This is a genomic window from Aeromonas rivipollensis (genome assembly GCF_010974825.1).
Taxonomy (GTDB): Bacteria; Pseudomonadota; Gammaproteobacteria; order Enterobacterales; family Aeromonadaceae; genus Aeromonas; species Aeromonas rivipollensis.
This window is the reverse complement of record NZ_JAAILA010000015.1, coordinates 81,518-103,755: the sequence shown is the minus strand read 5'-3', so window position 1 is coordinate 103,755 and position 22,238 is coordinate 81,518. Positions and strand designations below refer to the sequence as shown.

15 protein-coding genes and 3 tRNA genes are annotated in these 22,238 nt (G+C 63.5%); 9 read left to right on the top strand and 9 right to left on the bottom strand.

Annotated features, from left to right (window positions below; all coding sequences use genetic code 11):
* Positions 1-118: 118 nt before the first annotated feature.
* Positions 119-1,078, bottom strand: a complete 960-nt coding sequence (locus G4923_RS11750) for a LysR substrate-binding domain-containing protein (RefSeq protein ID WP_163137144.1) — start codon at positions 1,076-1,078, stop codon at positions 119-121.
* A gap of 202 nt (positions 1,079-1,280) precedes the next feature.
* Between G4923_RS11750 and G4923_RS11745 the strand changes: the two genes are divergently transcribed.
* The 5 genes from G4923_RS11745 (at position 1,281) to G4923_RS11725 (ending at position 3,334) form a co-directional block, all read left to right on the top strand.
* Positions 1,281-2,369, top strand: coding sequence for a ketoacyl-ACP synthase III (locus G4923_RS11745; protein WP_163137143.1), 1,089 nt, complete (start codon positions 1,281-1,283; stop codon positions 2,367-2,369).
* 229 nt (positions 2,370-2,598) lie between these two features.
* Positions 2,599-2,683, top strand: a tRNA-Tyr gene (locus G4923_RS11740).
* A gap of 32 nt (positions 2,684-2,715) precedes the next feature.
* Positions 2,716-2,800, top strand: a tRNA-Tyr gene (locus G4923_RS11735).
* A gap of 45 nt (positions 2,801-2,845) precedes the next feature.
* A tRNA-Tyr gene (locus G4923_RS11730) sits at positions 2,846-2,930 on the top strand.
* A 137-nt stretch (positions 2,931-3,067) separates the two neighbouring features.
* Positions 3,068-3,334, top strand: a complete 267-nt coding sequence (locus G4923_RS11725) for a hypothetical protein (protein ID WP_163137142.1) — start codon at positions 3,068-3,070, stop codon at positions 3,332-3,334.
* Positions 3,335-3,341: 7 nt separating this feature from the next.
* Here G4923_RS11725 and G4923_RS11720 read toward each other — a convergent pair whose 3' ends face one another.
* Positions 3,342-6,791, bottom strand: a complete 3,450-nt coding sequence (locus G4923_RS11720; protein WP_163137141.1) for a transporter substrate-binding domain-containing protein — start codon at positions 6,789-6,791, stop codon at positions 3,342-3,344.
* A 94-nt stretch (positions 6,792-6,885) separates the two neighbouring features.
* Here G4923_RS11720 and G4923_RS11715 point away from each other — a divergent pair, with 94 nt between their 5' ends.
* Entirely contained in the window at positions 6,886-7,521 is a 636-nt protein-coding gene (locus G4923_RS11715; RefSeq protein WP_111909849.1) for a response regulator, read from the top strand.
* Positions 7,522-7,527: 6 nt separating this feature from the next.
* Here the strand turns inward: G4923_RS11715 and G4923_RS11710 are convergent, their stop codons facing one another.
* The 4 genes from G4923_RS11710 to G4923_RS11695 all read right to left on the bottom strand — a co-directional run bounded on the left by G4923_RS11710 (position 7,528) and on the right by G4923_RS11695 (position 12,474).
* Positions 7,528-8,694 (bottom strand): hypothetical protein, encoded by a 1,167-nt coding sequence (locus tag G4923_RS11710; RefSeq protein ID WP_163137140.1) that lies wholly within the window; start codon positions 8,692-8,694, stop codon positions 7,528-7,530.
* Between the two features lie 21 nt (positions 8,695-8,715).
* Positions 8,716-11,154 carry a CS1-pili formation C-terminal domain-containing protein gene (locus tag G4923_RS11705; protein ID WP_163137139.1) on the bottom strand — a complete coding sequence of 813 codons (2,439 nt, stop codon included), beginning with the start codon at positions 11,152-11,154 and terminating at the stop codon, positions 8,716-8,718.
* Between the two features lie 81 nt (positions 11,155-11,235).
* The gene (locus G4923_RS11700) at positions 11,236-11,724 is read right to left on the bottom strand and encodes a CS1 type fimbrial major subunit (RefSeq protein WP_111909846.1); all 489 of its coding nucleotides are present in this window, start codon (positions 11,722-11,724) and stop codon (positions 11,236-11,238) included.
* Positions 11,725-11,754: 30 nt separating this feature from the next.
* Entirely contained in the window at positions 11,755-12,474 is a 720-nt protein-coding gene (locus G4923_RS11695) for a hypothetical protein (RefSeq protein WP_163137138.1), read from the bottom strand.
* Between the two features lie 213 nt (positions 12,475-12,687).
* On the opposite strand from G4923_RS11695, the gene G4923_RS11690 reads away from it, so the two are divergent.
* Entirely contained in the window at positions 12,688-13,425 is a 738-nt protein-coding gene (locus G4923_RS11690) for an EAL domain-containing protein (protein ID WP_139745230.1), read from the top strand.
* A 229-nt stretch (positions 13,426-13,654) separates the two neighbouring features.
* A complete protein-coding gene (locus G4923_RS11685; protein WP_163137137.1) occupies positions 13,655-15,028 on the top strand; it encodes an endonuclease/exonuclease/phosphatase family protein in 1,374 nt (457 codons plus the stop codon).
* A gap of 62 nt (positions 15,029-15,090) precedes the next feature.
* Here G4923_RS11685 and G4923_RS11680 read toward each other — a convergent pair whose 3' ends face one another.
* Genes G4923_RS11680 through dsrO form a run of 3 tightly spaced genes read right to left on the bottom strand, consistent with a single transcriptional unit; the run spans position 15,091 to position 20,094 of the window.
* Complete coding sequence (locus tag G4923_RS11680; protein ID WP_163137136.1) at positions 15,091-18,198, bottom strand: tetrathionate reductase subunit A; 3,108 nt, start codon at positions 18,196-18,198, stop codon at positions 15,091-15,093.
* A complete protein-coding gene (gene nrfD, locus G4923_RS11675) occupies positions 18,198-19,322 on the bottom strand; it encodes an NrfD/PsrC family molybdoenzyme membrane anchor subunit (protein ID WP_163137135.1) in 1,125 nt (374 codons plus the stop codon). Before nrfD ends, G4923_RS11680 begins: the two co-directional genes overlap by 1 nt.
* Complete coding sequence (dsrO, locus tag G4923_RS11670) at positions 19,312-20,094, bottom strand: sulfate reduction electron transfer complex DsrMKJOP subunit DsrO (protein WP_163137134.1); 783 nt, start codon at positions 20,092-20,094, stop codon at positions 19,312-19,314. The genes nrfD and dsrO overlap by 11 nt, the downstream gene beginning before the upstream one ends.
* 308 nt (positions 20,095-20,402) lie before the next feature.
* On the opposite strand from dsrO, the gene G4923_RS11665 reads away from it, so the two are divergent.
* Entirely contained in the window at positions 20,403-22,238 is a 1,836-nt protein-coding gene (locus G4923_RS11665; RefSeq protein WP_240455308.1) for a sensor histidine kinase, read from the top strand.

Below are 22,238 nucleotides of genomic sequence, written 5' to 3'. Positions count from 1 at the left end.
TTCCTTCTCCCAAGCCGAATGTATCTCACTGTGATCAGGGTAGGAGGTGGCCAGCTATGCCAGAAATGAAAGTTATGAATAGAGCCCATAGCCAACGGCTATAGGCTGGCATAACCGACTACCCCTGGCTGAGGTGATCCGCCTTCAGATCCAGCTGTTTGCGGCTCTCCCCCAGGGTGCGCTGCAGGTGATCCCGCAGGAAGGGGTAGGCCAGCTCACGAAACCAGCGGTGGGCCGGATCCAGGTGGTGGCGCTGGTGCCACAGCAGATGATACTGCTGCACCCGGGTGGCGAAGGGCAGATCGCAAAAACTCAGGGCGTGCTCCCGGGAGAGCTGCCAGGCGATGTGGGCCGGGGTGGTCATCAGGCAGTCGGTGCGCAGCAGCACCTCCACCGCCGCCTGGAAGAAGGGCACCCGGGCAAACCAGCGGCGGGAGAGCCCCCGAGGGGCCAGCACCTGCTCCACCGGGCTGTCCTTGTCGCCGCCACCGCTCACCTGCAGATGGGGCCAGGCGAGATAGTCATCCAGGCTGGGCACCGTGCCCGAAAGCGGGTGGTGGCGCCCCATCAGCATCACCAGCCTGTCCTCCCCCTGGTGCAGCCCCCGGATCTGATCCGGCACCAGATCCGTGATGGTTGAGACCAGATCCAGCTCGGACTGCCACAGCTGCGGCAGCTGGCGCTTGTCCCACAGGCTGTACTCCAGCGCCGCCAGAGGGGCGGCTCTGGCCAGGGCCGCACAGATGTCGGGCAGTATGTGCTGGGCCACGTAGTCGGAGGAGGCGAGCCGGAACACCCGCTCGCAGCGCTCTGGGGCAAACTCGGGCGCCGCATAGAGCCGCTCCAGGGCACCGAGGGAGTCGGCAAGCGCCGCCGCCAGGCTCTCGGCCCGCGGGGTCAGCAGCCAGCGCTGCCCCTCCCGCACCAGCAGCTCGTCACCAAACTCGCTGCGAAGCTGGCCGAGCTGCTTGCTGATGGAGGGCTGGCTCAGGTGCAGCAGCTCCGCCGCCCGGCTGATGTTGCGGGTCTCCAGCAACACCTTGAGGGTGGGCAACAGGTTGAGATTCGCTTTGTGCACTGACAACACCTCGGGAAGGGAGAGCCTGGGTCGGGCTCTCATCTTAAGACATGGAGAAGCGGGAATTTAAGCAAAATCACCACCTTGTTCTCCCTGCGCCCCCTTGCGCTCCCCTCCCCGCGGGATGACACTGGAAAGCCTGTACGACATAATTGCGCACTTTTCCGCCCGCGGGCGATCTACAACAAGAAGCGATAACAAGATGAAATACGCCAATATCACCGGCTGGGGCAAATGCCTCCCCCCCGCAGTGCTGACCAACGATGACCTCAGCACCATCATGGATACCTCGGATGAGTGGATCTATCCGCGTACCGGCATCAAGGCCCGTCGGGTCTCCCACGTCAGCACCCAGGCGCTCGCCACCCTGGCCGCCCGCCGCGCCCTGGCCTGCGCCGGTCTGGAGGCCGGTGAACTCGATGGCATCATACTGGCCACCGCCACCCCGGGCACGCTAGTTCCCAATGGAGCCTCTGCCGTGCAGCAGGCCCTGGGCGCCCACAAGGCGGCGGTGTTCGACCTCAATGCCGCCTGTACCGGCTTCGTCTATGCGCTCTCGGTCGCCACCTCCCTGGTGCAGACCGGCATGATGCAGAAGGTGCTGGTGATAGGCGCCGAGCGTCTCATCCAGCTGCTGGACTGGGCCAAGCGCGACACTGCTGTGCTGTTTGGCGACGGCGCGGGCGCCGTGGTGATAGAGGCGAGCGAGCAGAAGAGCGGCCTGATTGCCAGCAAGCTCGGCTGTGACAGCGAGGCACGGGAGATACTGCACGTGCCGAACTTCGGGACGGATAGGGTGCGTTTCGCCGACATCGACGGCCTCTTCACCTTCAACTTCGAGGGGCAGGAGATCTTCAAGCGCGCCGTGCGCGGCATGGGCGAGGCCACAGGTGCCGTACTGGCCCAGGCCGGCATAGCCCCCGAGCAAGTCGACCTCATAGTCCCCCACCAGGCCAATGTGCGCATCATAGAGACCCTGGCCAAGCGCATGAACGCCCCCATGGAGAAGGTGATGGTCAACATAGAGCAGTACGGCAACACCTCGGCTGCGACTGTGCCCATCGCCCTGTGCGAGGCGCTGGAGCAGGGCCGGGTCAAGCCGGGCAGCTATCTGCTGACCGCCGCCTTCGGGGCCGGTCTGACCTGGGGCGCCGCCCTCATCAAATGGGGCCCTCGCGTCACCCCGCTCGGCCAATGCGACGAGGAGTTGCCCCCCTGCGAGCAGAGCGCCCTCGAGCTCATCGCCCACGCGGTTCAGGGCTGCCAGCAGGCACGCACCTCAGACGCCTGAGCCTCGCCACTGCCACCCTTTCCCGCATAAAAAAGAGGAGCCCATCGTGGCTCCTCTGTCCATGCCCTCCCTGCCGGCCCTCCAGGACATCGACATAAAAGTCATTGAAAAGCGTGAATTTTGAGCGAAACATATCAAAAAATAACCAGTTGACACTTTTTTGTCGTCAGAATGCGGCCAAGGGGTTCACAACCTTGCCGGATCTGGTAGTATGCGGCCTCGCACTTGGGGAGGGGTTCCCGAGCGGCCAAAGGGATCAGACTGTAAATCTGACGGCTCTGCCTTCGAAGGTTCGAATCCTTCTCCCTCCACCATTCAAGTGCGAACAATCAGGAAAATACCCCGTGGAGGGGTTCCCGAGCGGCCAAAGGGATCAGACTGTAAATCTGACGGCTCTGCCTTCGAAGGTTCGAATCCTTCTCCCTCCACCATCTTCCTGCATTGCGTGAAAGGCCTGTAAAAAGTAGTACCCCTGTGGAGGGGTTCCCGAGCGGCCAAAGGGATCAGACTGTAAATCTGACGGCTCTGCCTTCGAAGGTTCGAATCCTTCTCCCTCCACCATCATTCAGAAAACCCGGCCTGGCGCCGGGTTTTCGCATTTATGGCCAGTGGTCATTTGACACTGTCAGATCTGACAATTGCCCTGCCCCCGCTTTTTCGAAACAGTGAATGCCTCGAATCGCAAGGAGCGCCCTCACATGTTTGAAATCTGGGATGAAAGGGGCCGGGAGCAAGGGTTGACGCTGCCCGAGCTGCAACAACGGCTGCGCCATTATCAGGGTGACGTCATGGTGCGCTATCTCAACCGCCTCGGCCTGCCGACGACCCTGTTCCTGACCATCCATCAGGGCCAGGCCTACCAGCGCTTCAAGGCGGGCACACCGCCACTGGACTGGGAGTGGCTGGCCCAGGCCATGCACGCCGTTCCGAGCCAGCACACCCAGCAGGCCATGGCGGCCCGCTGAGGCAGCCTCAGGCACGAGGGAGAAGCCCCCTCAGCTCCTCGACTATACGTCCAAGCAGTGCCCTGAATTCCCTCAATTCGGCTTCGCACGCCCTCGCCCCCTGCTGGCGGATCTTCTCCTCCAGATGCCAGGCCTGCTGCGCCAGATCCTCGACCATCATCATGGAGATGGTGCCCGCCTGGCGATGCACCCAGTCTGCCAGCGCCTTGTCGTTCTCCTGCACCTGTGCCAGGGATTGCGCCAGCTCCTCGCAAAACTGGCCCAGCATCTGCGCTAAGGGCTCACCCGTCCCGAACAGGCGCTGCAACGCGGCCACATCAAGCAGGCCTGGGGACGGCAGCAGGTGCCATTTCATCAGCATGCCGCGCAGCCCCTCCAGCAGCACCGGCTTGCCCAGCACATCGTTCATCCCGGCGGCCAGACAGCGTTGCCCCTGCTCCGGCATCACATTGGCGGTCATGGCGATGATGGGAAGGGAGGCCAGGTCCCGGGTAGCGCGCACCCTGCGGGTAAAGTCGTAGCCGTCCATCACCGGCATCTGGCAGTCGCACAGGATGAGCTCATATGGCCGCTGCTCCAGCATGAGGAGCGCCTGCCCGCCATGCTCAGCCAGATCGCACCCCAGATCCAGCTGCCTGAGCTGACGCCGGATCAGGGTCTGGTTGAGGGGATTGTCTTCCACCACCAGCACCCGAGCCGGCAGCGGCAGGGAGGCCTCTGTCAGGGGCGAAGCCGCAGGCAAGGGTGCCACCTCGCCCAGGCCGAGCTGACGATGACAGACCTCCCGCACCGCCTGCCAGGTCAGGGGATTGCTGTTGAGCCAGTAGACTCCGTCTCGCCGCTGATAGCCCAGCACATTGCCAAGGGGGGCGATGCAGATGCCGTTGTGTGGCAGATCACGCGCCTCGCCGAAGATGAGATCGGCCCCTCCCAGTTCATTCCACGTCTGCACCCCCAGTGACAACAGGTGCTGGCGCAGGGTATGACGCAACCTGTCATCGTCCACGGCCAGGAAGGCCCGCAATCCGGCCAGGAGAGGATCACACTCCTTCTGCCGCTCGAGCCCCAGAGTGACGGAGAGGCCGATGAAGGTCCCCACCCCGGGGGCACTCTCCAGCCTGAGCGTCCCTTCCATCAACTCCGCCAGGGTGTGGCTGATGCTGAGCCCAAGCCCGGTGCCGCCATGGTTGCGGGTGGTGGCGCCGTCGGCCTGTTCAAACGCATTGAAGATACGGGCCTGCACCTCGGCGCTCATGCCGATGCCGGTGTCCTGCACCCCGAACAGCAGCCGCTGTTCACCGGCACTCTGCCACTCCTGGCTTATCGACAGCTCGATAAAACCACGCTCGGTGAACTTGACCGCATTGCTCACCAGATTGAACAAGACTTGCTTGAGCCTGAGAACATCCCCGTTGAAGCGCGCTCCCACCTCATCGTCCACCCGCAGATAGATCTGCAACCCCTTGCGCTCCACCTCGCTGCTGATCATGGTGAGCACATTGTCGGCCAGCTCCCGCAGCAGGAAGGAGGTGGGCGCCAGCTGCATCTTGCCTGCATCCAGCTTGGCGTAATCCAGCACATTGCCGATGAGCTGCAGCAGCCCCTCAGCCCCCTGGTTGATGATGGCGACCATCTGGCGCTGCTCGAGATCCAGCGGGGTAAAACTCAACTGCTCCGCCATGCCGAGGATGCCGTTCATGGGGGTGCGGATCTCGTGGCTCATGGTCGCCAGAAACTCGGCCTTCTTGCTGGCGGCCCGCTCCGCCAGCTCCTTGGCATGGGCGAGTGCCGCCTCCACCTCGCGGCGGCGCCTTATCTCCCGGTGCAGGCGCCAGTAGGCGATGCTGAGGATGAGGATGAAGAGCAGGACTCCGGCCCCTAGGGGGATCAGGGTGCGCAGCAGCTTCTGCCACGGGATACCTTCGCTGTAGTTCAAGGCCAGCCAGGTATTGCGGATCTGCTGTTTCTCCTTGTCGCTCATGCTCACCAGCACCCGGTTGATCAGCGGCAGCAGGGGGGCATAGGACTCCCGCACCGCCACCACCAGCTCGTCCCGAAACGGGGTGGGTGCGACTATGTGCAGGTTGTCGCCGAAGCGCTCATCAATCACCCGGGAGAGCACGGCCAGGTTGCCCACATAGGCATCCCCACGACCGGCGGCCACCATGGCCAACCCCTCCTCAGGGCCGGACACCACGGTGACGATGACATGGGGGATACGTGCCTTCAGCTCGCTCACCAGCATGCGATCGGTCACGATCAGCTGCTTGCCCGCCAGTTCGGCAAAGCCCCCTATGCTGTTGCTGCCACGGGCAGTGGCGATGACCACGGGGAAGGACGCAATAGGCCGGCTCACCTGCCAACCGGCGAGCCGCTGGCTGACGCGAAGGGGCAGCACTATCAGATCCACCTCCTGATGGATCTGCGCCTGCAACAGGGCCGAGCGGCTTGGGTCCGTTCGATGGCGATAGGCCAGACCCAGCTTCTCCTTGAACAGGCCGAGGTAGTCGTCGATGAGCCCGCTCACCCGCCCCTGACTGTCCAAAAATGAGAAAGGTGCCCAGCCCTCGAGCAGGCCGACTCTGAGCGGGGGCAGCTGAGCGAGCCACTCCCGCTCATCCGGTCGCAGCAAGAAGCCGCTATGGCCTTGAAAGCTCAGGCGGCTATCCCCCAGCCAGCGCCGTTCAAGCTCGGTGCGCTCCTCCACCGTCAGGGCCTGGATGGCGGTGTCGAGCCGCACCCCCAGACTGGGTTTATGCCTGCTGACTCCCAGATGGAGGCTCTCCATCAAGAGGGGGGACTGGGCCACCACGGCCAGCTCAGGGTGCTGCCCGATGAACTCGTTGGTGACATGCAGGTTGCCAATGTAGGCATCGGCCTTCCCCTCCAGCACGGCGCGCAGGGCCGAGCTCGAATCGGAAAACAGGATGCGGGAGACCGACGGATAGTGCAGCCGGATCAGCTTGTCCGTCAGAAACCCGATCTCGACGGCGATCCTGGCCTGACTCAGGCCGCTGACATCCCGAAACAGGGGGCTGTCGTGGCGCACCACCACCACGGTCGGGGATGAATAATAGGGTCGGCTGTAGGAGATACACTTGCGCTCGTCGGCGCGAAAGGCATCCAGCAAAATATCGACGTCACCGCGACAGCTCGCCTTATATAGATGACGCCAGTCCGTATAGGCTTTCCATTCGATGCGATAGTCAAGATTCTTGGCCAATAAGGCCATCAGCTCCACACTGAAGCCGCTGCCATTATTTCCATCCCATTGCTGAAATGGCCCCCAGCCACCTTTCAGCACACCCACTTTTATCACTTGCAAAGGGGGCTTGCTGGCGGCGATAGCAGAGTGGCAATATAGGACTAAATTAAATAGCAGTACTAAGGTGGCAAGTCTAAATAATATCGATGGGTAACACCTCACCCTGTCAGCAAGCTGGGGAACATGTTTCATTTTATTGCTCGGAAAAAATCGGCGCATAAAGTATTATATAATCCACATGTTTAACACCATGAATATTATTCATTGATTTATATGAGGCTCAATCATGTCTTTCAAAATCATTCTCGCCGATGATCATCCGTTGATACTGGCCGGGATCCGCAGCCTCATTACCCAGAGTCACATCGGTTGCGATATTGTTGCCGAGGCCCATCAGGTTTCTGAATTATTGAAAACATTGCAGCAACATAGCTGCGACCTGCTGATCACCGATTTCAGCATGCCGGGGGATGAACGCTGCGATGGTCTGGCCATGATCCAGCAATTGCGACGGGAATATCCCGAGCTGCCCATCATAGTGCTGACCCAGATACACAACGCCGGTATCTTGCAATCACTTGCCCAGTCGGGGGTGCGCGGCATCATTCTCAAGAAGGCCGTGCTCAATGAATTGACGGAGGCCATTCGCCAGATAAAGACAGGCCAGCACTATATAGGCAACTCGGTTAACGCCGTGCTGGCAGAGGCCGGGTTGCTGCACCAGCCCCCCGCGGTGCAGCTCACCCCCAGGGAGAACGAGGTAGTACGCCTGCTGGCCAGCGGCATGTCGGTCACCCAGGTGGCGGAGTACCTCAATCGCAGCGTCAAGACCATCAGCACCCAGAAAAAGAGCGCCATGCTGCGGCTCGGCCTGCAAAGCGACAGCGCCCTGTTTCACTATGCAAAAGAGATGGGACTGTAATAAGGGTTAATTGATGGCCACATCGATGATGATGGTGATATCACCTTTATAAGTGCTGCCAAAATATTTCATCATCTCTTGCACGGATTTCTTTTCCACGACGAATCTGAATGGCCTATTACTATCAGCCAATATTTTATGATATGCATACAGGTCTTTCTTTCCTGCATAGATAGGCCATTCCTGATTTCGGATGCCGGTGCCATATACCTTGACTGGTACTTTATGGCCATTCTTGTCGTTCTTTATCTGACAACCATCCCCCTGTGCATTCAGATATTGGCAGCTCAGGCTGGCATGATAAGGCACTGCGACCCAGAAGCGCGCCGGCAACACCGCATCCAGATAATCCGGGGTACGATAAATCCAGTGAAGCCATCCCCCCGGGGGCTGCAAGACGACGCGATTCCCGCCGGCCGGAAAATCAATCTTGATTTGATGGCGAACCTTGATGGTGAAATTCACGGTCAGCTGAGTGTCCGTATAAGTGCCAGCGCCGAAATCGAAGTCCAGGTTATGCCCCATGGATAATGTCAGCTTGCCGGTATAGGTGCCATTTTCCATCGCCAGTGGATTGGGGGCTTTCAATTTATACCCCAGGTAAATCGAACTGATATTGAGATCCTTGCCCACCGAGCCCATGTTTTGTCCATGGCAGCGGCCACCGGATGCGCTGGCGGACTCTTTGACGTTGCGATAGACGAACAGAGACGAGCTGTTCTTCCATGCACTGGCGTAAGCACAATCCCCTTTTTCCGAGATAGTGGTGTCTGCGGGCACCGAGCCCACATTCATCTCGGAGCCGACCGACGTCACGATAAATTTGAGGGTGTAGGAGGCTCCCCCGCCCTGCTTGACCAGGGTCACGTCACGGGCGCCCGGAAAACCGAGATAGTGCACTCCCTCCCGGCTGTCGCTGCTCTCCTTCACCTTTCGCTTGATATTGGCATCGAACCGAACGGCCTGGGGCGTCTCCACTGTGGCCGTGGTGCTGCACCAGAAGCCGGTCGCGTCCGGAAACTGGGTGCAGGGGGTGGTGTTGATGAACTTGGCTCCCCCCGCCTCATAGGTCGCCGGGTTATATTCCGCCGTCACATTCAGGGTGGCGCCCTGGGCGGCCCCCCCGATCAACAGGGCCAGCCACCAACCACAACGCCTCATCTCCATTCTCATCTTCGACTCCTGTTCGAGGGCCTATTGGCTGGCCCAAATTTCGGGGCTGCACACTAGATCACCCAGCAACAACAGATCCTGCTGACGCTCGGTACGGGCCGTATCCAGCGCCAGATCGCACTGCTGTGCACCATGGAATTCCACCTGCAAGCTGGGGTTTCGCTCGCTCATCTCCACCGCAAAGAAGCCATCGGCCTCGCTGACGGTACGTCCCGCGTGGTTGACCACCATGGCCCCCTTGAGCGGTGTCCCCTGCCCATTGAGCAGGCGACCTATCACTGTCACTGTCTTCATCACCCGCACCCTGTGATAGGCCACCCCCCCCTTGTTGAGGTGATAGGGCAGCAGGTTGGGGCGAATGGTCACCGACGGCGACTCGGCGCCCGCCATGTCCAGCTGTACTGCACCGCCGCGATAGGCGGTGACGGGCACCAGGTTGCGGCCGGGGCGCAGCACCACATTCCCTCCCTGATCGTCATAGGCGCGCAGGGCCAGCTCGGGAAGGTCGGACTCCAGATCCACTATCATGCCCGCCTCATACCCCTGGGGTTGACCGGTCAGGGTCAGACTGCCCTCATCGCCAAAGGCCAGGGTGCTGTCGAGGTTGAGTCCGCCACTCAAGGCCCGGTTGTAGGAAGAAGAGAGCAGGTGGGCGTCGCCACTGGCGAGTGCCCCCTGAAAGCGGGCATGGCCCGCCATCCCGACCCCATAGCTGTCTGTGGTCAGGTTGGCCCCGACGCTCTGCAAGGCGCCCCACTCCAGCCACTGCTGGTAACCGAGGGAGGCGTTGCGTTCCTGCCCGCCGGAGCGGGAGGTCCGGCTGCCAATGCCGATGGCAAGCTGGCTGCGCTCTCCCCCCAGGTTCATGCTCAGGGAGAGCATGCTTCCCCTGTCCCGCGCATTGTCGGTGCTGATACTGCCCGGGCGGTCGAACACCGTCAGGTTCCAGCTCACCCCCTGGCCGAGCAGCTCGCCGTTGTAACGCCAGCCCAGGTCGGCCCCCAGCCCCTGCCCCTCCCGGTGCGCCAGATAGAGGTTGGCGGAGTGATGCTCATCGAGTCGCTGCTGCAACGACAGGTTGCTCTGGGCAAGGTCACGCGCCTCCCCCTCCCGCAGCTCCTGATAGCGCTGCTGCTGATGACTGAGCACCAGGCTGCCATCCCCATAGTGATGCAGCGCCTGCAGATCGAAGCCGGTGCCCACCCCCTGGGTCGCCATCAGGTTGCCAAACAGCCGCCACTGGTTGCCCGGGCTCCAGTCCGCCGAGAGACCATGCTGCCAGCGCTGGTCAATGTACTGGCTGGACGCCCCCAGGATCACCGAGGGGGTGAGCAGGTGGTTGAGCATGACGCCGCCGCTCGTGCTCTCGGGGCGCTTCTCTTCCCGGTCGCTGAGCAGCCGGGTTTGCTGGCCCAGAAACAGGTTGAAGCGCCAGGCCTCCTCCGGGTTTTGCCAGTTGCCCGGCTTGTAGATCATCTCCCGCCGCCGCTCGGTCACCTGGCCATCTTCCAGCACCCGCAGCTCCACCTCGTAGATGCCGGTGGGCAGCACCCGGGTATCCAGGGCCTGCAGCCCAGAGCCCACCTGCTGGGAGTTGATGAGCAAGCCATCCTTGTAGATCTCGACCATGCCGGGCCGACTCGGGGTGACATAGAGCGGGACAGTGCTGGCCTTGCCCTGCTCCACCAGCAGGGTGTCCGAATCCCCCAGCATGACCCCGAGCACGGTCGGCGTGCCGCCGCCAAACTGGGCAGGCTGGCGCACCAGCCCCTGGGCATAGGGGGAGAAATAGCCCAGCCGGTAGAAGCGCCCCTCTCCCTCATGCTCGGCATAGAGCTGCTGCACATGGTGCTGGGCAGGCTGGCCGGAAAACTGGCTCAGCTCCCCTTCCAGCAAGGGGGTCCACTGGCCGAGGCTGCCCTGGGCCGTCAGGTTGTAGCGGCCGCTGCGCTGCTCTTCCTCCCCCAGGGTCAGGTTCAGTTGATGGCGCATCAGGGCGCCATAGCTGCCCGCGGCAGGCAACTGGTGGTAGCGGGCCTGCTGTGATCCGCTCTCCACCCGGGTGGTCAGCACCGAGAGCTGGGAATTCTCCAGGCTGTACTCCAGGGCCAGCACGCCATTGGCGCACTCGCCCTGGCACGGGCCCAGACGGTGAGGCACGGCCAGCACCTCGACCCAGCGCTGGCGTGTGCGCTCGTCCAGCTCACTCTCGTGGCCGTCGGTCAGGGTCAGCAGTTGTACGCTGGTGTCTTTGCCCAGCACTATCTCGCCCTCCCCCAGCAGTTGCCCATCCACCAGGATGCGCACCGCCAGCGGGACGTCGAAGAAGTGATCGGCAAAGCCATCAGGCAAGTCTTGGGCTTGTTGCAACACATCGAGGGGCTGGGTGGCACGACCCTCAGTCGCCCAGACAGGCTGGCCCAGCAGGGCCAGCGCCAGCAGGAAAGAGAAATAGGGCACGGGTCATCTCACTCTTGGCATCAGCGCAAACAAAAAAGGCTCCCCCGATACAGGGAGCCGAACTTAATCGCCGTCATTTGCTTAGGGCTTTTTGGGCGCTTCCGATTCAAACATCATGTTCACCACGCCCTGATAGTTGCCGGGCTGATAGCCGGCCACAGGGGCGTCGGCGGGGATCACTTCCAGTCCCAGCAACTTGCCGGTCTTGGCATCCTCTGCCTTCATCACCTCGACTGAGGTGGTCGACAGGGCGACACCACCCACCTTGATGGTCAGGGGAATGTTGTCGTTGCCGCTGGCCATCACGGCCGGGTTGGTCAGGTAGCCGGTGATGGCGCCTATGGTGCTCTTGGCATCCAGCTGCTTGCTCAGCGTGTCCAGCTTCTTGGTGTAGGGGTTGTAGGCCAGCTTCTGCGGCGTGCTCATCCAGTTATCGCCACCGGTCGGCTGCACATAGAAGGCCTCGCTCGGGATCTGGGCGGTCACTGTGACCTGATGTTCAATGCGTTCTGCCGCCATCAGATGGGCCGATACCAGCATCGCCAGGGGCGCAACAATCCATACTTTCATTACTCTCTCCTCGGTCATAAACAAGAAACATCAGTGTCCAATCACCATGTTTCTACTCTGGTCACCCTCAATCAGCGCAAAGCGATAGAGGTGATCTTTCTGTTTCACAAGTTGCTTCTTCATGCTCGGCAACAGATGAATTTTTCCTGGTGTTGAACAGTTTTTTGCACGTCCATCACACTCCTCGAAAAAGTCCAGCACTATGGTGGCATTGCCGTTATTAACGACTGTGGTCATGGTGTCGGTCTCTATCAATTTCGTATCAAAGCGGGTCTCTTTTGGCATGACGAAAATAATGGCGCCGAATCCGGTCAATATATTTACGCCGGCAGAGACTTGTTGCTGAGCATCAATACTCTGGTCATCCATATCGAATCCATCCTCTTTCCTGGGCAGCACGGGAATAAAGCGAACCCTGAAATAGCGCTCCTTGTCCCGCGCCCCCATATAGAGCAAGCGGGTAGCCTGCACCCCTTTGGCCGGGATGATCAGGCGCGACGGGCTGGCGATCAGGGCCCGGTTGCCTTCGGTCAGCTCCGCCGACTCACGGGGCTGGCCGGCGCCGTCATAGGTTATTTCGTGAATGGCTACCTTGACGAAGGCGGTGGTATCGCCCTGATTTCGGATCCGCTTCAAATAAGTTCCCTGCTGACCTGCCATATAGTCAAAAAGGGTGCCTATGCTGATTTCGGCCGATGCCGATACGTTGCCGCTGAGCATCAGCAACAAAATAAAAAATATGTTTCTCATATTTATTCCAGACTGAATTTATTCTTAAACAAGCTATTAATGAGCCGTTCGAATATCACTGGGGCCAGTTTATGCAGCATGCCGGGGGATGTTAATCGGAATAATCCTATATTGAATTTCAGGCGGCAGGCTCATTATCAGATAATTCCTACAGCTGCCGGGTGGCGGCACCCTGTATTATGCGCAGCCATCCATCGCCATCAGGTGAGAGCCATGTTTGCGTTCAAAGAAGAGTATCCGATGAGTGCCATGGCCACGATGGCCATGGCGGATGTCGCCGTTCCCTTTTACCAGCCGATCATAGGTCGGGACCGTCAGGTCAAGGGCTATGAGGCGCTGGCCAGGCGCTGGGATCCGGTGGCCCAGTGTTACAAAGGCATCGATTTTGCCTCCCTCAGCCAGGACGAATCCCTGCATCTGGATATCGTCATGCTCAGGGCCATCATGAGGGATCTGCCTGTCCTGGCGAAGGGGGGGCCCTATACGCTCTCCATCAACCTCAACCCGGCGCTCTCCAGCCCGACCTATCAGAACCTGTTGCTGCGGGTGCTGGTGCAGGCACGCAAGGTGGGGATCGACATCTGGTTCGAGGTGCTGGAATACGCCCGGCTGGAGAGCCAATACAGGGAACTGATAGAGGTGCTGCGCGCCCATGGCGCCCACATCGCCTGCGATGACTTCGGCTCCCGGGAGTGCAACTTTCAGCGCCTGATGGCCCTGCCCTACGAGGTAGTCAAGCTGGACCGCTCCCTGCTGCTGCAGGCGGCACGCACCTCACACGCCTTCAAGATGCTGGTGGGCCTGGTGGCCTACCTGCAGCGCCTCGGCATGGCCGTGGTGTGCGAGGGGGTGGAGACCCAGCTCCATGTCGAGATAGCGAACCGCCTCGGCTGCGACTATCAGCAGGGCTACGCCTACGCCATGCCCTCCCCCCTCTCCCGCTGGTCCTAGGCACCCGGGACCAGAGGGTCAGCCGGGGCTCCTCTTGCCCTCGCGCTTATTCAGAACGGCCAGGCCCCTACCACCACAGGGCCTGGCTGCACCTTCCTCTTCTTCAGGCTGTGAATGGACTCACACTTTGGCTCATTCAGAGCCCGTTTCAGATCAGCATCTCTATAATGGGCCCGCCTGGGCCTCTTCGGTGTCCTGGCATAACCTGTTGATGCTACGGAATATTACAATGAAAAATAGCCACAAGACCCTGCTCGCCGCTGCCATTTCCCTCGGATTGATGGCAGGCTGTCACAGCAACAATGACTCCAAGGCCCCAGATCCCATGGTTCGCTTCGCTACCTTCAACCTCTCCTTCGATCGCACCGCCCCCGGCATGCTCTCCGGCGAACTGGCCCTGGACCGCGCCGCCCAGGACGCCCTGCTGGCACGCTACCAGGAGGGCGACACCAGCCTCGGCAAGGCCGAGATAACCCAGGCCAAAAACGTGCAGCAGATCCGCAATATCGCCGAGATAGTGCAGCGCACCCGGCCGGATGTGTTCCTGCTGAACGAATTCGACAACGACGGCAAGGGCGAGAGCACAACGGATCTCAAGGCGTTCAACAACAACTACCTGGCCCATGCCCAGCACGACGAGGTGCAGGCCATCAGCTACCCGGTGCTGCAGAATTTTGCCACCAACACAGGGCTGATGAGCGGTCATGACCTCAACCTGGACGGCAAAGTGAGCCGCGGGCCGGACGACGCCTGGGGCTTTGGCAACTACCACGGCCAGTACGCCTTCGCGGTGATGTCGAAATATCCCATCGACACCAAACAGATCCGCACCTTCCAGCACTTCAAGTGGAAGGATATGCCGGGCGAAACCAACCCCGTCATCGACGACTGCAACAACCCCAGGGCCCCGATCCCGGCCGGCCGCCAGTGCGGCGAGCCCTGGTATGACGCCGCGGCCTGGGCGCAGTTCCCGCTCTCCTCCAAGAACCACGCGGACGTGCCGGTGCGCATCAAGCAGGGCAACAAGGAGCAGGTGATCCACTTCCTCATCTCCCACCCGACGCCCCCCATCTTCGGCAATGCGGCGCGCCACAACGTCAAGCACAACAGGGCCGAGGTCGCCTTCTGGCAGGACTATGTGGAGGCCGCCAGCTACATGGTGGACGATGGGGGCAAGGCCGGCGGTCTGCCGGCGGGTGCCCGCTTCGTCATCGCCGGGGATCTCAACGCCGATCCGCAAGCGGGTGACGGGGATCTCAGTGCCATCCAGAACCTGCACAACCATGTGCTGGTCAACCAGGCGGTCACCAATGGCGCCCTGATCCCGGTCAGCCAGGGGGGCCCCGAGTGCCTCGCCAGCCAGCCGGATCAGTGCAAGCGCAACAACAACAGGCCGACCCCGGAGCGCATCACCAGCAGCAGCGGCCTGCAGCTCGATCACCTGATCCCCTCCGCCAACCTCAATGCGGTGGCCTCGGGGGTGTTCTGGCCCGCCAGCTTCGAGCCCGGCTACCACCTGGTGTATGACGCCAAGCTCGGCATCGCCAAGGGAGTGAGCTCGGATCACCGCCTGGTGTGGGTGGACTTCGAACTGGACCAGTGATCCAAGGGATCCACTCAATGAAAAGCGGGGCCATGATGGCCCCGCTTTTTTTGCAGCTGGCGCTACACCAGCTTCTCTACCCGGGCCGGCAGCCCCTGGCGCGCCGAGGAGCCGATGGCCCAGTCCACCAGGGGATAACGGCCGTGGCGGCTGGGATCCAGCACCGCCAGATCGTTGAGGTTCACCCCTGCGCCGCGCAGGGCGCTGGCCGCCACCCGCTGGCCGTCTATCCAGTGCTCCCGCGCCCCCAGCTCCTTGTGACCGAAGCCGTGCTCGATGGCGATGGCATCCGCCTGCACCCCGGCCACGCACTCGGCAAGCCCGATCACGCTGCCATTGGGGGTGCTGACCCGCACCCTGTCCCCGCTCACTATGCCAAGGCGGGCCGCCGTCTGGGCGTTGAGCCGCACCCCGTTGCTGGGGTGCACCTGGCGCAGACGATCCGAGCTTATGCTCATGGAGCTCATGGTGTGGGACTTGTAGCTGGTGAGCAGCAGGGGCCACTGGGCGGGCTTGAACGCCTCGCTCAGCGGCGTGCCGTCGGCGAGCTGGGCCCGGAAGAAGCGCGGGGTGCCGCTCAGGAACTGGCCGCTCTGGCTGTGACGGCGGCTGCCCACCGCCGGGTTCCACAGCATCAGCGGCTTGGGCCAGCGCTTGCTCGGCTGCCCCGACTCATCGCGCCCCTTGGCCACCGGTTCGAAGCGCCCGCCCCGGGCAAAGAGGTAGGCGGCGCGGCTCGCCTCCTCGGCGCTCAGTGTGGCGTTGAGGGTCGGCATAATGCGCTCCACCCCGGACCAGGCGAGATCTTCTGGCCCAATGGCGGGTACGGGCTCACCCAGATAGGCGACGTTGGCCGCACCATAGAGGGAGAAGTCCGCCGCCTTGTGAAGACCGTACAGCTTGCCATCCGCCCCTTTCAGGGCCCCCTCGCCAAAGCCCGGCAACCCCAGACGTTTCGCCACCGCGATGAGGAAGGACTCCATGCAGACGGGATCCCCCGAGACCGTCTTGGCGACGCGAGGCTCCACCACGGGCCAGCGGCCGGTGGAGACCTTGGTCATGACCCCGTGCCAGGCGGTGGCCCAGCCCCAGGACTCGTAGGTCAGGGTGTCAGGCACTATGTAGTCCGACAGCGCCGAGGATTCGTTGATGAAGCTGTCGATGCTGACAAAGAGCGGCAGCACCTTGGGGTCCTTGAGCTGTTCACCTATGGCCTGGTGCAGCCCCGCCTGACCGTAGAGGGGGTTGCCCATGTGGTTGATCCAGGCCTTGGCACGGTAGGGATAACCGCTCACCGCCGCGGTCAGGTGCTCGCCGAGCAGGGGGCCCGAGATGGGGAACCAGGGCTCGTGAGCCGGATAGGGGTTCTGCCCCGCCTCTTTCTTGCGGCGATATTCGGAGGTCTTCTCGTAGGGGAACTTGGAGCGGGACAGGAAGACGCCGGCGGGTTTCACCATGCCGGGGAAACTCGCCAGATCGTAGCGCGGCCCTGCGCCGAAGGGGTCAAACTTGCCGCCGCTCGCCACGGCGCCGCCCTTGGCGTTGAGGTTTCCTATCATGGCGTTGAGCATCATGATGGCCCAGGCCGTGTAGAAGCCGTTGGCGCTCATGGTGCCGCCGTGGGTGATCACCGCCGCCCGGGTGCCGTGGCTGGTGAACTCCCGGGCAAGGGCCTCGATGTCGGCCACCGGCACGGCGCACTCGGCACTGTATTGCTCGAGGGAGTGCTCCCGGCTCGCCTCGGCCAGCAGCTGGAAGCTGCTCTTGACCGCCAGCTCCCCACCCGGGGTCGAAATGCTGCGCGCCACCCAGAGTCGGGCCCGCTCGCAACGGCCGGCCGGTGTCGGCTCGTCACTCCCCTCTTCGACCACCAGCATGGCATCCCCCTCGCCATAGGCCTCGCCCTCAAAGGGCAGCCCCAGATCGCTGGCGTGCAACATCTGGCCGAAGCGGGGGTGCGACTCGTCGCAGACCACCAGATGGCTGGCGTTGCTGAAACCGCGATAGCCGGCCCGCTCGGCGGCCTCGGCATTGGGGGCCGCCAGGAAGGGTTCGGCGTAGCGCTCGTTGTCGATGATCCAGCGCAGCATGGCCATGGCCAGGGCCGAGTCGGTGGCGGGCCTGATGGGCAGCCAGCGGTTGGCGGGGGCAGACGGCAGGTTCACCGTGTTCGGCAGGCTCGGGGCCACCACCACATAGGAGAAGGGCTTACCCTGCCGTGCCCGCCCCGCCGCCAGCTGGCGGGACTGGCGTTTGAAGGGGTTGCCGGACTGCTGGGGGGAGGTACCCATAAACAGCAGGAAGTCGCTCTCGTCCCAGTCGGGCTTGAGGTGGGCATTCTTCTCCAGATCGTCCAGCAGGGCGCCGGCCCCGACCCGGAACGACAGGCCGCAGTAGGCGCCGTGGTTGGCGAAGTTGCGGGTGCCGAAGCCGTTGAAGGTGAAACGCTTGATGAAGGCATCGCGCCCCTCGTCCGAAGCGTTGCTCACCAGCAGCTGGTTCGCCCTGGGGCCATATTCCGGGTTCACGGGATCGAGCGGCTCGGCCAGGTTGCGGATGGCTCTGAGCCCTTCAACCTGGCCCTCCCCGAACAGATCGCCCCCCTCCACCACCTCCTCGATCAGCTGTTCGAAGGGGATGCTCTGCCAGCGGCCGCTGCCGCGCGGGCCGACCCGCTTGAGGCAGCGGGTGACCCTGTGCGGGCTGTCGAGCTGCTCCAGCATGGCGTTGCCCCTGGCGCAGGCGGTGGAGCGGCCATCCAGGCCCCCCTCCTGATAACCGCTGGTAGCGATCAGCGCCTGCTTGACCGGCGTCTTGAAGTCGATGTGGTGCAGGGCGGAGAGCGGGTGATAGGGGTTACCCAGGATACGCACTATCTTGTCGCTCTCGTTGTCGATGCGGGCCCGCACCCCGCACAGGGTCCAGCAGCCGAGGCACATGGTGTTGGCGAGGCGCTGGTCCGGGTTGGGGTGAAGTTCCCCTCCCTCATCGACCCTGTACTCCACCGCCAGGGAGTTGCCGTGGATGGGATCCCGGGTCGGCTTGCCCGAGCTGCCGGTGGCCACCCCGCTCACCACCTGTTTGAGGGTATCGCTGTAACCGGCCACGAACAGCCCCGTGCCCCCGGCGATGGCGGCCCCTTTGAGAAACTTGCGTTTGCTGTGATCCATCAGATTGCCTCGCGAGCGCAATGGGTGGTGGATGCCTGGGTGGCAGATGACGTTGTGGCGGATGGCAGAGCAGGGGCGCGCACCAGCTCGGAGAGCGCCACCAGCAGGGCCAGCAGCAGGCCGAAGGTGCCGAGGATGCCGAGCATCCCGGCCGGCCCCCAGGCTATCTGGTAGACATAGACGCCGGCCCCGTATTTCGGCGCCAACTGCCCCTGAATGAGCACCAGCCAGCGCAGGCCCCACACCAGGTGCAGTGCCAGCAGCCCCAGGCCCCAGGTTTGCAGGCGGGGGGAGAATCGGTGCCCCGCCAGCAGCAGGCCGAGCAGGCCCAGGGTCAGCAGCAGCCAGTGGGCCGCCAGCCGCCAGCTCGGATCCAGCCGATAGAGGGCACTCGCCTCAGCCGCCGAGGCACCGCCAAACAGGGCCCAGCCCAGCAGGGAGAAGGCGAGCAGCGCCAGGGTCGGGCGGATCTGGCGCAGCAGCCCAGCCTCCGTGCCCTGCTGCCAGCCGGTCAGCAGGCGGTTGAGCAGCAGCAGGGCGCTCTGGGCCGCCAGCAGGGCGCTCAACGCCAGCAGCCAGGGCAACCAGGGGGTATGCCAGAGCGGCCGCGCCGCTACCACCATGGTCTCGAGCCCGGTGTAGAGGGCTATGCTGAGCCCGCTCAAAGCCGCCATCAAAGCCAACGGCTTGAGCCAACGCTCGCCGGACCAGCTCCCCAGGCAGAGCAGCCGCGCCAGGGCGGCGACCCTGTCCCGCTCCTCCCCACGTCTGGCCAGGTTGGGCCTTATCAGCAGCCAGCCCAGCAGCATGGATAGCAGGCTGAACAGCGGCAGCAGGTAGGCGCCATACCACATGATGGAGGTGAAGCGGGTCTGGGCGTAGAAGTGCCAGGCCCGGGCCGGCTGGTGCAGATCCGCGGTCAGGGCGATGGGCGCCACCACCCCTGCCCCCATCATCAGCACGGCGGCCAGGGTCTGCAGCCGCCGATCCGACGCCTTGCGCCACAGATCGGCCGCGCCCAGCCAGAGGGCCCCATAGGCGAGGCCGATGAGGAAGAAATATTGCACCGCCCAGGGCAGCCAGGTGATGGGTTGATCCGGGGCCAGCAGTTCGTTAATGGTCATGGGCTATCTCCTTGCCGTCGTCGCCAAGCAGGGTGCGCTGCGCCGGATGGCCGTCGATCTTGCTGACGAAGGCCTCATCCATGCCCAGATAGAAGACCCGCGGCTGGGTATGGGCCTCTGGCTTGAGCACCTTGAGGGCGGACTCATATTCCCGCAGCAACCGGCTGATCTGGCTCTTGGGATCGTTCAAGTCCCCTATGATGCGCGCCTCGCCGACGCAGCTCTCCACGCAGGCGGGCAAGAGCCCCGCCTCCAGCCGGTGGGCGCAGAAGGTGCACTTGTCGGCGGTGTTGGTCTCATGGTTGATGAAGCGGGCGTCATAGGGGCAGGCCTGCACGCAGTAGCCGCAGGCGACGCACCAGTCGTTGTTGACCACCACTATGCCGTCATCGCGCTGGAAGGTGGCGCCCGTGGGGCAGACGTCGAGGCAGGCGGGCTCGGCGCAGTGGTTGCAGAGCCTGGGCAACATCAAGAGGGAGGCGGGGGCATCGAGTGCCGCCAGGTCGCTCACCTCGTACTGGCTGACAGTGGTGCGAAACTGGCCGAGAGGGGGCTGGTTCTCTATGGTGCAGGCCACTGTGCAGGCCTGACAACCGACGCAGCGGCGCAAGTCGATCAGCATGCCGTAGCGCTTGCGGCCATCCCCCCGGCTGATGGCCGCCCGCCCATTGCGGGGCACGGGGACGGATTGGGCCTGAGTCACGGGGATCAGGGCCGCCCCTGCGGTGAGGGCGGCGATCCCGGATAACAATCGGCGCTTGCTGAGCTCCATGGCGTCTTTCCTTCTGCTGAGCTGGCTTCCCCCAAGAGGGGGGTTGGGCTGATTGTCCGCAACGCAGCAAGTCGCCTCTATTGTGGTTTTCCACATACCGGGAGCCGGGTTGATCCAGCGCAATAAAACCGGCCCCATAACCGCCAAACTGTGACCAAAGCCCCATTCGCCGCCCCATCACGGCGCCAGGGCGGCCCAGCGCACCGTCCCGGTGATAGACTGGCTTCCCCCCCCATCAGCCGCCCAAGGAGAGCGCCCTGTTCCGTCACACCCCCTCATCGCTCGCCCGCCAGCCCCTGCTGGCCCTGTTGCTCTGGATCTGGGTCGCCCCTGCCCTGGCCGGGCCTGTGCCCCCACCGAGCGAGCCGGTGCGGGCCTTGGCCGAGCCGGTCCGAATAGGGGTGCTGGCGACCCGTGGCCCGGCGCTTGCGCAGGCCCAGTGGCAGCCGCTGATGGGCTGGCTGGATGAGCGCGTGCCAGAGCGGCGCTTCGCGCTGGTGCCCCTGGAGCTCGATGCCCTGGCCGAGGCCGTCGCGCAAAGCAGGCTCGACTTTGTCATCACCAATCCGGGCCAGTCGGTCAGCCTGGCGCGCCAGTATCCGCTGGCCTGGCTCGCCACCCTCAAGAGCCCGGCGGGGGGTGACAACCTCGCCATAGGCGCCGCCCTGGTGGTGCGCGCCCATGCCCCCTACCGGCACTGGCAGGATCTCGAGGGGCGGCCGGTCGCCGCCGTGTCGGAAAACGCCTTCGGTGGCTACCTCGCCTACCGCTTCGAGGCGGACGAGCAGGGGGTCAGGCTGGAGCGCTTCTTCTCCGCCGTGCGCTTCACCGGCTTCCCCCTCGATCGGCTCATCGAGCAGCTGGCGGCAGGGGACGTCGCCGCCGCCATAGTGCCCGTGTGCCAGCTGGAGCGCATGGTGCGGGAGGGCAAGGTCGCCGACTCGGATTTTCGGGTGCTGGACAACCAGGCGCCGGCGGGCTTTGGCTGCCAGAGCTCGACCCGGCTCTACCCGAACTGGGCCTTCGCCCAGACGGATCAGACCTCCCCTGCGCTTGCTCTGGCGGTGACGCGAGCCCTGTTCGACCTGCCAGCAGACAGCGAGGCGGCCATGGCCGCCGATTCGGCGGGCTGGACAGTGCCCACCAGCCAGCTTGGCATCGACCGCCTGCTCAAGGCGCTGGATCGCCACCCCCTGCAGGGCCCCTGGTGGCAATCGGCCTGGCACTGGCTGCGCCAGCATCAGCAGTGGGGCTGGGGCGCCCTGGCGCTGGTGCTGCTGCTCGGCGGTCACCACCTGCTGCTGCAATACCTGTTCAACCGCAGCCAGCGCCGACTGCTCGCCACCCGCCAGCAACTCGAGGAGAAGGGGCGCCAGCTCGAGCAGGCCAGGCGCCTCGCCGAACTCGGCGAACTCGGCGCCAACATGGCCCACGAGATCAACCAGCCCCTCTCCGCCATCGCCAACTACAGCCAGGGTGCCCTGCTGCGCCTCGCGAGGCAGGGGCAGGATCCGGCCACGACCGCATCACAGGAGCCCCTGCGCCAGGCCCTGGAGCAGATTGGCCTGCAGGTCCAGCGCATCACCCAGACAGTCAACCGGCTGAGAGCCCGGCTGCAAAAGCGCCCGCGCCAAGCCGAGCCCACGGACCTGGTCGCCCTGGTGGAAGGCCTGCAACCCCTGCTCGGTCAGATGCTGGCCCCCCTCGGCATCACCTTCACCCTGCGCTGGCAGGGGCAGCCGCGCCTGCTCCCCCTGGATGGCATAGGGGTGGAGCAGTTGCTGATGAACCTCATCAAGAATGGCGCCGAGAGCGCGGCCCGAACGGACGGCCCAGCGGCGCAAAGGGCTGAGCCGGGCCGGGTCGAGCTGCTTGTCTGCTTCGAGGCGGCGCTCTTGATCCTGGAGATCCGCGACAACGGCCCCGGCCTGAGGATGCCAGAGGCCTGGCTGCAGCAGGCGTTTCACAGCGACAAGGACGACGGCATGGGGCTGGGGCTCGCCATCTGCCGGGACGTGGTCGAGTGTCATCGCGGCCAGCTCGCCTTGATCAACCTGAGCCCCCATGGCTGCCTGGCCCGGGTGATCCTGCCCGCCCCTCAGCAGCGGCTTGAGGCCGCTCCCCATCCCAACCCAAGGAACTGA

Coding starts and splice junctions, on each gene's coding strand:
- nrfD (WP_163137135.1), bottom strand. CDS start 19,322: ATGACCATTAACGAACTGCTGGCCCCGGATCAACCCATCACCTGGCTG.
- G4923_RS11745 (WP_163137143.1), top strand. CDS start 1,281: ATGAAATACGCCAATATCACCGGCTGGGGCAAATGCCTCCCCCCCGCA.
- G4923_RS11710 (WP_163137140.1), bottom strand. CDS start 8,694: ATGAGAATGGAGATGAGGCGTTGTGGTTGGTGGCTGGCCCTGTTGATC.
- G4923_RS11695 (WP_163137138.1), bottom strand. CDS start 12,474: ATGAGAAACATATTTTTTATTTTGTTGCTGATGCTCAGCGGCAACGTA.
- G4923_RS11685 (WP_163137137.1), top strand. CDS start 13,655: ATGAAAAATAGCCACAAGACCCTGCTCGCCGCTGCCATTTCCCTCGGA.
- G4923_RS11700 (WP_111909846.1), bottom strand. CDS start 11,724: ATGAAAGTATGGATTGTTGCGCCCCTGGCGATGCTGGTATCGGCCCAT.
- dsrO (WP_163137134.1), bottom strand. CDS start 20,094: ATGGAGCTCAGCAAGCGCCGATTGTTATCCGGGATCGCCGCCCTCACC.
- G4923_RS11680 (WP_163137136.1), bottom strand. CDS start 18,198: ATGGATCACAGCAAACGCAAGTTTCTCAAAGGGGCCGCCATCGCCGGG.
- G4923_RS11720 (WP_163137141.1), bottom strand. CDS start 6,791: ATGAAACATGTTCCCCAGCTTGCTGACAGGGTGAGGTGTTACCCATCG.
- G4923_RS11690 (WP_139745230.1), top strand. CDS start 12,688: ATGTTTGCGTTCAAAGAAGAGTATCCGATGAGTGCCATGGCCACGATG.
- G4923_RS11725 (WP_163137142.1), top strand. CDS start 3,068: ATGTTTGAAATCTGGGATGAAAGGGGCCGGGAGCAAGGGTTGACGCTG.
- G4923_RS11715 (WP_111909849.1), top strand. CDS start 6,886: ATGTCTTTCAAAATCATTCTCGCCGATGATCATCCGTTGATACTGGCC.